At 69.2% G+C, this 5,451-nt stretch carries 8 protein-coding genes; all 8 read left to right on the top strand.

Annotation, left to right across the window (positions count from 1 at the left end):
- Positions 1-323 precede the first annotated feature (323 nt).
- Complete coding sequence (locus ACTWPV_RS49430; protein WP_443157187.1) at positions 324-488, top strand: hypothetical protein; 165 nt, start codon at positions 324-326, stop codon at positions 486-488.
- Positions 485-1,009, top strand: a complete 525-nt coding sequence (locus ACTWPV_RS49425; protein WP_443157186.1) for a hypothetical protein — start codon at positions 485-487, stop codon at positions 1,007-1,009. Before ACTWPV_RS49430 ends, ACTWPV_RS49425 begins: the two co-directional genes overlap by 4 nt.
- A gap of 200 nt (positions 1,010-1,209) precedes the next feature.
- Positions 1,210-2,082, top strand: a complete 873-nt coding sequence (locus tag ACTWPV_RS49420; RefSeq protein WP_443157185.1) for an NAD(P)H-binding protein — start codon at positions 1,210-1,212, stop codon at positions 2,080-2,082.
- Positions 2,079-3,059, top strand: coding sequence for an LLM class flavin-dependent oxidoreductase (locus tag ACTWPV_RS49415; RefSeq protein WP_443157184.1), 981 nt, complete (start codon positions 2,079-2,081; stop codon positions 3,057-3,059). Before ACTWPV_RS49420 ends, ACTWPV_RS49415 begins: the two co-directional genes overlap by 4 nt.
- 104 nt (positions 3,060-3,163) lie before the next feature.
- Positions 3,164-3,565: a hypothetical protein gene (locus tag ACTWPV_RS49410; protein WP_443157183.1), complete on the top strand. Its 402-nt coding sequence runs from the start codon at positions 3,164-3,166 to the stop codon at positions 3,563-3,565.
- A 7-nt stretch (positions 3,566-3,572) separates the two neighbouring features.
- On the top strand, positions 3,573-3,794 hold the full coding sequence (locus ACTWPV_RS49405) for a hypothetical protein (RefSeq protein ID WP_443157182.1): 222 nt from the start codon (positions 3,573-3,575) through the stop codon (positions 3,792-3,794).
- 48 nt (positions 3,795-3,842) lie between these two features.
- The gene (locus ACTWPV_RS49400; protein ID WP_443157181.1) at positions 3,843-4,610 is read left to right on the top strand and encodes a hypothetical protein; all 768 of its coding nucleotides are present in this window, start codon (positions 3,843-3,845) and stop codon (positions 4,608-4,610) included.
- 33 nt (positions 4,611-4,643) lie between these two features.
- Positions 4,644-5,451, top strand: an 808-nt coding sequence (locus ACTWPV_RS49395) for a hypothetical protein (RefSeq protein ID WP_443157180.1), incomplete at its 3' end; no start/stop codon positions are given.

Raw genomic sequence — 5,451 nt, 5'->3', positions numbered from 1 at the left:
CCTGGCCAGGGCGATCGGATATCGCACGGTCGCCTGCGACGGCCCGCACGACATCATGGTCACCCACCCCGAACCACTGGCCCGGCTGCTGCTCGACGCGGTGACGCTTCAAGAAACGGAAGCGTGAGGACCGGAATGCTGCGCAAGCTCCCCGCCTGTTTCGCCGGCCCTCGCCTGTGCCGCGCCACGGTTGACCGCCGTGCCCTGTGGTGCCGCATGCGGATTGTTCAGTTGACGGATTCGGGGCACAGCTCGCGCCGCCCTACGGTCGAGTCGCCGTTCACGACGCTCATGAGGAGGCATGTAGCGAGCGAGGATTTCCCATGCCGCGCACCTGCCAATTCGGGCAGAACCTCAAGGGCTCGACCCTGACCATGCGCGGCCCGGAGCACAACACGCACCGGCGCATGGTCACCACCGAGTTCACGGTCGAGCGGGTGCGGCAGATGCGCAGCGGGCGCTGTCCCTGCCGGTCCCGTCGCTGGTGATCTGCGAACTGCTCGAAGGCCCGTACGGCGAGCGGGGCACGGAGGCAATGGGCGAGATACGCCGCTTCCTGTACCGCCTGGTCGTCACGTACCAGGAAGCAGACATGTTCGACCACGAGGCGATGTCCGGGATGGCGCTCACTTCGAGGATCCCGACCTGCTGGATGTGCACCGCTCCGCGCGCGGGCATCTCGCCTTCGGCTTCGGCATTCACCAGTGCCTGGGGGCAGGATCTGGCCCGGTTGGAGCTGGAGATCGTCTACACCACGCTGTTCCGGCGCGTCCAAGGAGGATGCGAAGGTGTACGGGCTGCATCGCCTCCCGGTGACGTGGTGACCCTCGGTGGTGCACGAGATCATCAAAGCGACCCGTCGCCGGACAGCCGGTACGAGCCCGGCCATGGCGAACGTGGCCCGCCTGCCGGCGATGACGCCGTTGTCCTTATGCGGGAAACTGGCCTTCAGGGCGTGAACACCGTCGCCAAGGTCACGTGCAGAAGCTCAAGACCGGTCGTTCCGTGATCTCGCGATCGAGAAGGTGTCTCGTCAGGTCGGACGTCTCGTCTCCTGTTCTCCACCGTGAGACGCCGTGTGGCACCGGTACTTTCCTGGATGCAAACGAACGCATGCAAACGATTGGCTGCTGTCAACGCCCCATGGCGTGAGCCGGTCGTCTGACGGATTCGGGTGCGGGCCGCGCGCTCGTAGCGTCCGGAGGCACGATGACCGACGAACCCGAAGGAGACCCCACCGTGATCCTGGTCACCGGCGGCACCGGCAATGTCGGCGCCAATATCGTCCGCCAACTGCTTGACGCGGGCGAGCAGGTCCGCGTCGTCACCCGCGCCCCCGACGAGCACTCGCTTCCCGGCGAGACCGAGGTCGTGCGGGGCGATCTGAGCCGGCCGGAAACCCTGCCCGCCGCGCTGGCCGGGATCGAGCGGGTATTCCTGTTCCCCGTCTTCGACGCGATCGCCGGCTTCCTCCGCGCGGGGCGGCAGGCAGGGCTGCGGCACGTCGTCCTGCTGTCCTCCGCCGCTGCCGGCTTTCCCTCGCGCGGCTGGATCGGCGAACAGCACCTGCGCGCCGAGCAGGCCGTGGCCTCCTCCGGGCTGCCCTGGACCTTCGTGCGGCCGGACGCGTTCATGACCAACGATCTCGCCTGGGCACCCCAGATCGCCGGCGGCGGAGTCGTTCGCGGCGCGTACGGCGAGGCCGCGCTGGCCCCGGTCGACCCGCGCGACATCGCCGCGGTCGCCGTCCACGCCCTCCTCAAGGAGCGCGTCGGCGAGACGTACACCGTCACGGGACCGCAGTCGCTCACCCACCTCGACCGGGTGCGGATCATCGGGGAAGCGATCGGCCGGCCGGTCCGGTTCGAGGAACTGCCCCGGGACACGGTCAGGCAGCAGATGGTCCAGCACGGCATGCCGGCGCCGGCCGCCGACGAACTCCTCGACGGGCTCGCGGCCAGAGTCGGCGAGCCCGCTGCCACGCTGCCCACGGTCGAGGAGCTCACCGGACGGCGTGCGTCCACCTATGCCGAATGGGTCTCCCTGCATCGGGCGGCATTCACTCCCACGGTGACCTCATGACCGAGCTCCCCGAGGCCGTCGGTGGACACAGCACCCGCCTCCATGTCGGCTATCTGCTGCCGACCCGCGACCACATCCTCGCCGGCGGGGGCACCCTCGAACCGCTGCTCGACCAAGCCCGCCGGGCCGAGACGCTCGGGTTCGACTCCGTGTGGGCCGGCGAAAGCCCGCTCACCAGACCGCGCCCCGATCCCCTGCTCGTCCTCTCCGCGGTCGCGGCGGTCACCACCCGGCTGACGCTCGGCACCGCCGTGCTCCTGCCCGCACTGCGCCACCCGATCCTGCTGGCCCATCAGCTCGCCACACTGGACCGGCTCTGCGAAGGCCGGCTGGTCGCCGGCATGGGAGCCGGGTTCCCCAACAGCGCCACCAAGGCGCAGTTCGCCGCCCTGGACGTGACGTTCAGCCGCCGGGTCAGCCGGCTGGAGGAATCGATCGAGGCGATGCGGCTGCTGTGGAGCGGATGTCCCGTGTCCTTCCGAGGAGAGCACTTCTCCTTCGACGAGATCGTCCTGGCCCCTGCGCCGGCCCGCCGCGGCGGGCCGGCGATCTGGCTAGCGGGCGGCGGTCCAGGACTCGGCCGGGTGGCGCGCCTGGCCGACGGCTGGCTGCCGTACCCGCCGCTGGTCGCCGACTACGCCCGGGATCTGGCCGTCATCAGGGAGCATGCCGTACGGCCGGTCACCCCTGCCCTGTACTCCACGCTGTGCCTGGACGAGGATCCCGAGCGGGCACGGCAGAGGTTGCGGGCGAGTATCGAGCGCTATTACAACGCCCCGCTGGAAGCCGTCGAGAAGGTTCAGGCCATGTTCGCCGGGCGGGCGGACGACGCCGTGCGCTGGCTGCAGTCGTATGTCGCGGCCGGTGCCAGGCAGTTGGTCCTCCGCCTGGCCTCGGACGACCACGCCGCGGCCCTGGCCGAGGTCGCCGACCGGGTCCTGCCTGCGCTCCGGCGAACCGCCGCACCGGAGCGGTGACCTCAACACCGGCCGGTCAACACTGGTCACCTTGCGGATTCACCGGTCGATCCGGCCGATCTAGCGTTCCTTGTCCGCCATGACGCGCAATGGGGAAGGGCCTCATGATCTTCAAGGATCACCAGCACTGTGCGAAGAACTGGCCCGCCCTCGATCCGAAGCGGGACGGCGTAACCCACCCAGAGAACCTGAGGAAGCGGTTCGCGGCTCTGGCCGGGTTGCTCGAGGAAAGGCTTCATGAGCTTGCCGGTGAAGCCGAGGGCTCCGCCTTCGACCTGCAGGCGAAGGGGGACCTGTCGATGCTCCAGGCCCAGTTCGAGAGCATCGAGCGCTGGGGAGGCGGGCAGGATTTCAGCGACACGCTCCGGGCCGGCCATCGCGAGCTGACCACGATCTACCACCAGGTGAACCAGCGGCTCCGCGACACCATCGCGCTGATCGGATCGGCCGGCGGCGTCTATCAATACGCCACGGATGCCGCCCTCGACGACGGAAGGCCCGTGTAACTGGGTCATGGCCGATTCGTCGAAGAAGACACACTGGATCCGGCACGGCCTCGGCGACTTCACGGTCGACGACGACGGCCGGAGCGTGGCCGAGATCAGGACCTTCATCATGTCGCTCGACCCCGACGGGGTGAAGACCGCCGCGACCGCCTATCGGTCGGCCGCGAGCGTACTGGCCCGCACGCTCGACACGATCGACGACGTGAGCGCGGAGCTCGCCCGGATCTAGGAAGGCGACGCCTCGGTACGCACGCAGCGGGCGCTGCGGCTCCTGCACGTGACGATCAGAAACCTGTGCGGCGGCATTGACCGCATGGACGGCCCGCTCGACGCGCTCGGAGAGACGCTGCGCCACCACAAGAACGTCGTGGAGAACACCAGCGGATCCTGGAGCAAGGTCACATTCGACCTGCTGGGCAGCATCAACGACTCAGTTCCCGACTTCTCCCGAACCATCGACCACGGCTGGGAATTCGGATCGCAGGACGAGCTGGCCGGCCGGCACCTGCGCGCGCTCAACAACGACCTCGCCGAGATCTTCCCGCGGTTCCCCGATTCCGTGGAGAAGGAACTACCCAGGATCAACCCCCAGGCGGGCCCCGAGATCGACCTCACAGACGTCGATCTCTCACCCGACCGCGGTCTCCCCGAGTCCTGGCCGTCGTCCCCACGGGCCGGCCGGCAAGGTGGTGTGCCGACCGGCCTGGACCTCGGCGATCAGCCTGACTTCCACCCACCGGATCTTTCGGACACCGCCGGCGATCGCGGCGCCGAGCCTGCCGGGCCGGACCCGAGTCCGCACCGCCGGGACGACGACCTGGCTCCCGGCCACGGGCGGGACGGCGACGTCACGGGCCGGCCGACTCCCTCGGCCACGGTGATCACAACAGGTCCGCGGGCGAGGACTCCGCCGCGCTCTCGTTCTACCGGCCGGCCGTCCAGTACGGCGGGACCAACGTGGCCAGCCACCAGGTCGGCGGCGAGTGGGTCACCTCGCTCCTCCAGCCGCAGCATGGATAAGAGCTCCGAAAAACTGACATTCTAATGACATTTGACATGGATGTGACATAATGGCGGCATGATGGAGACCATGCCACGGCTGCTGCTCGACGCCGGCCGTACCAGAAGGAATCGCGCGTGGGTCGCGGTCCAGCGGCGGCGGCTGCGCGAGAGCGTCGCCCACGCCCGCGCCCACTCGCCCTACTACCGCGACCTCTACCGAGGGCTGCCGGACGGAGTCGACGACCCGGCCGCACTGCCGGTCACCGACAAGAAGGCGCTGATGGCCGACTACGACCGGTGGGCCAGTGACCGAGAGGTGACACTGGAGCGCGCTCGCGCCTTCGTGGCGGATCCCGAGCTGATCGGCGCCCGCTTCCTCGGCCGCTACCTGGTGGTGACCACGTCGGGGACTACCGGAAATCCGGCGATCTTCGTCAAGGACGAGAGAGACATCGCGGTCAACTACGCCATGAGCGCCCGGATGATGGGCTCCTGGCTCAACGCCCGCGACATCACCCGCATCTTGGCCGGCGGCGGGCGGATGGCCATCGTGGCCGCGCGGAACGGGCATTTCATGGTCTCCGCCGGCGCCGCCCGCATGCGCGCGCACCGGCTGCAGCGCAAGGCGATCCGGCTGTTCTCCGTGCACGCCCCGCTGGCCGAGCTGGTCGCCGAGCTCAACGCGTTCCGTCCTGCCCTGCTGCTGGGATACGGCAGCGTGCTGCGTATGCTCGCCGCGGAGCAGGAGGCTGGCCGTCTGCGCGTCGCGCCGGTCCTGGTGGAGCCGGCCGGCGAAACCCTGACCGAGGACGACTACGCGCTGCTGGGCCGCGCGTTCGGCGCCAAGGTGCGCGACACTTACGGTGCCAGCGAGTGCCCCTTCC

Origin of the sequence: Nonomuraea sp. KM88 (assembly GCF_052245635.1) — a bacterium.
Lineage (GTDB): Bacteria > Actinomycetota > Actinomycetes > Streptosporangiales > Streptosporangiaceae > Nonomuraea.
The sequence above is the reverse complement of the archived record's forward strand: the minus strand, read 5'-3'. Positions and strand labels throughout refer to the sequence as shown.

Bases quoted from the DNA above. Each gene is read 5' to 3' on its own strand.
- ACTWPV_RS49430 (WP_443157187.1), top strand. From the start codon at position 324: ATGCCGCGCACCTGCCAATTCGGGCAGAACCTCAAGGGCTCGACCCTG.
- ACTWPV_RS49420 (WP_443157185.1), top strand. From the start codon at position 1,210: ATGACCGACGAACCCGAAGGAGACCCCACCGTGATCCTGGTCACCGGC.
- ACTWPV_RS49415 (WP_443157184.1), top strand. From the start codon at position 2,079: ATGACCGAGCTCCCCGAGGCCGTCGGTGGACACAGCACCCGCCTCCAT.
- ACTWPV_RS49410 (WP_443157183.1), top strand. From the start codon at position 3,164: ATGATCTTCAAGGATCACCAGCACTGTGCGAAGAACTGGCCCGCCCTC.
- ACTWPV_RS49405 (WP_443157182.1), top strand. From the start codon at position 3,573: ATGGCCGATTCGTCGAAGAAGACACACTGGATCCGGCACGGCCTCGGC.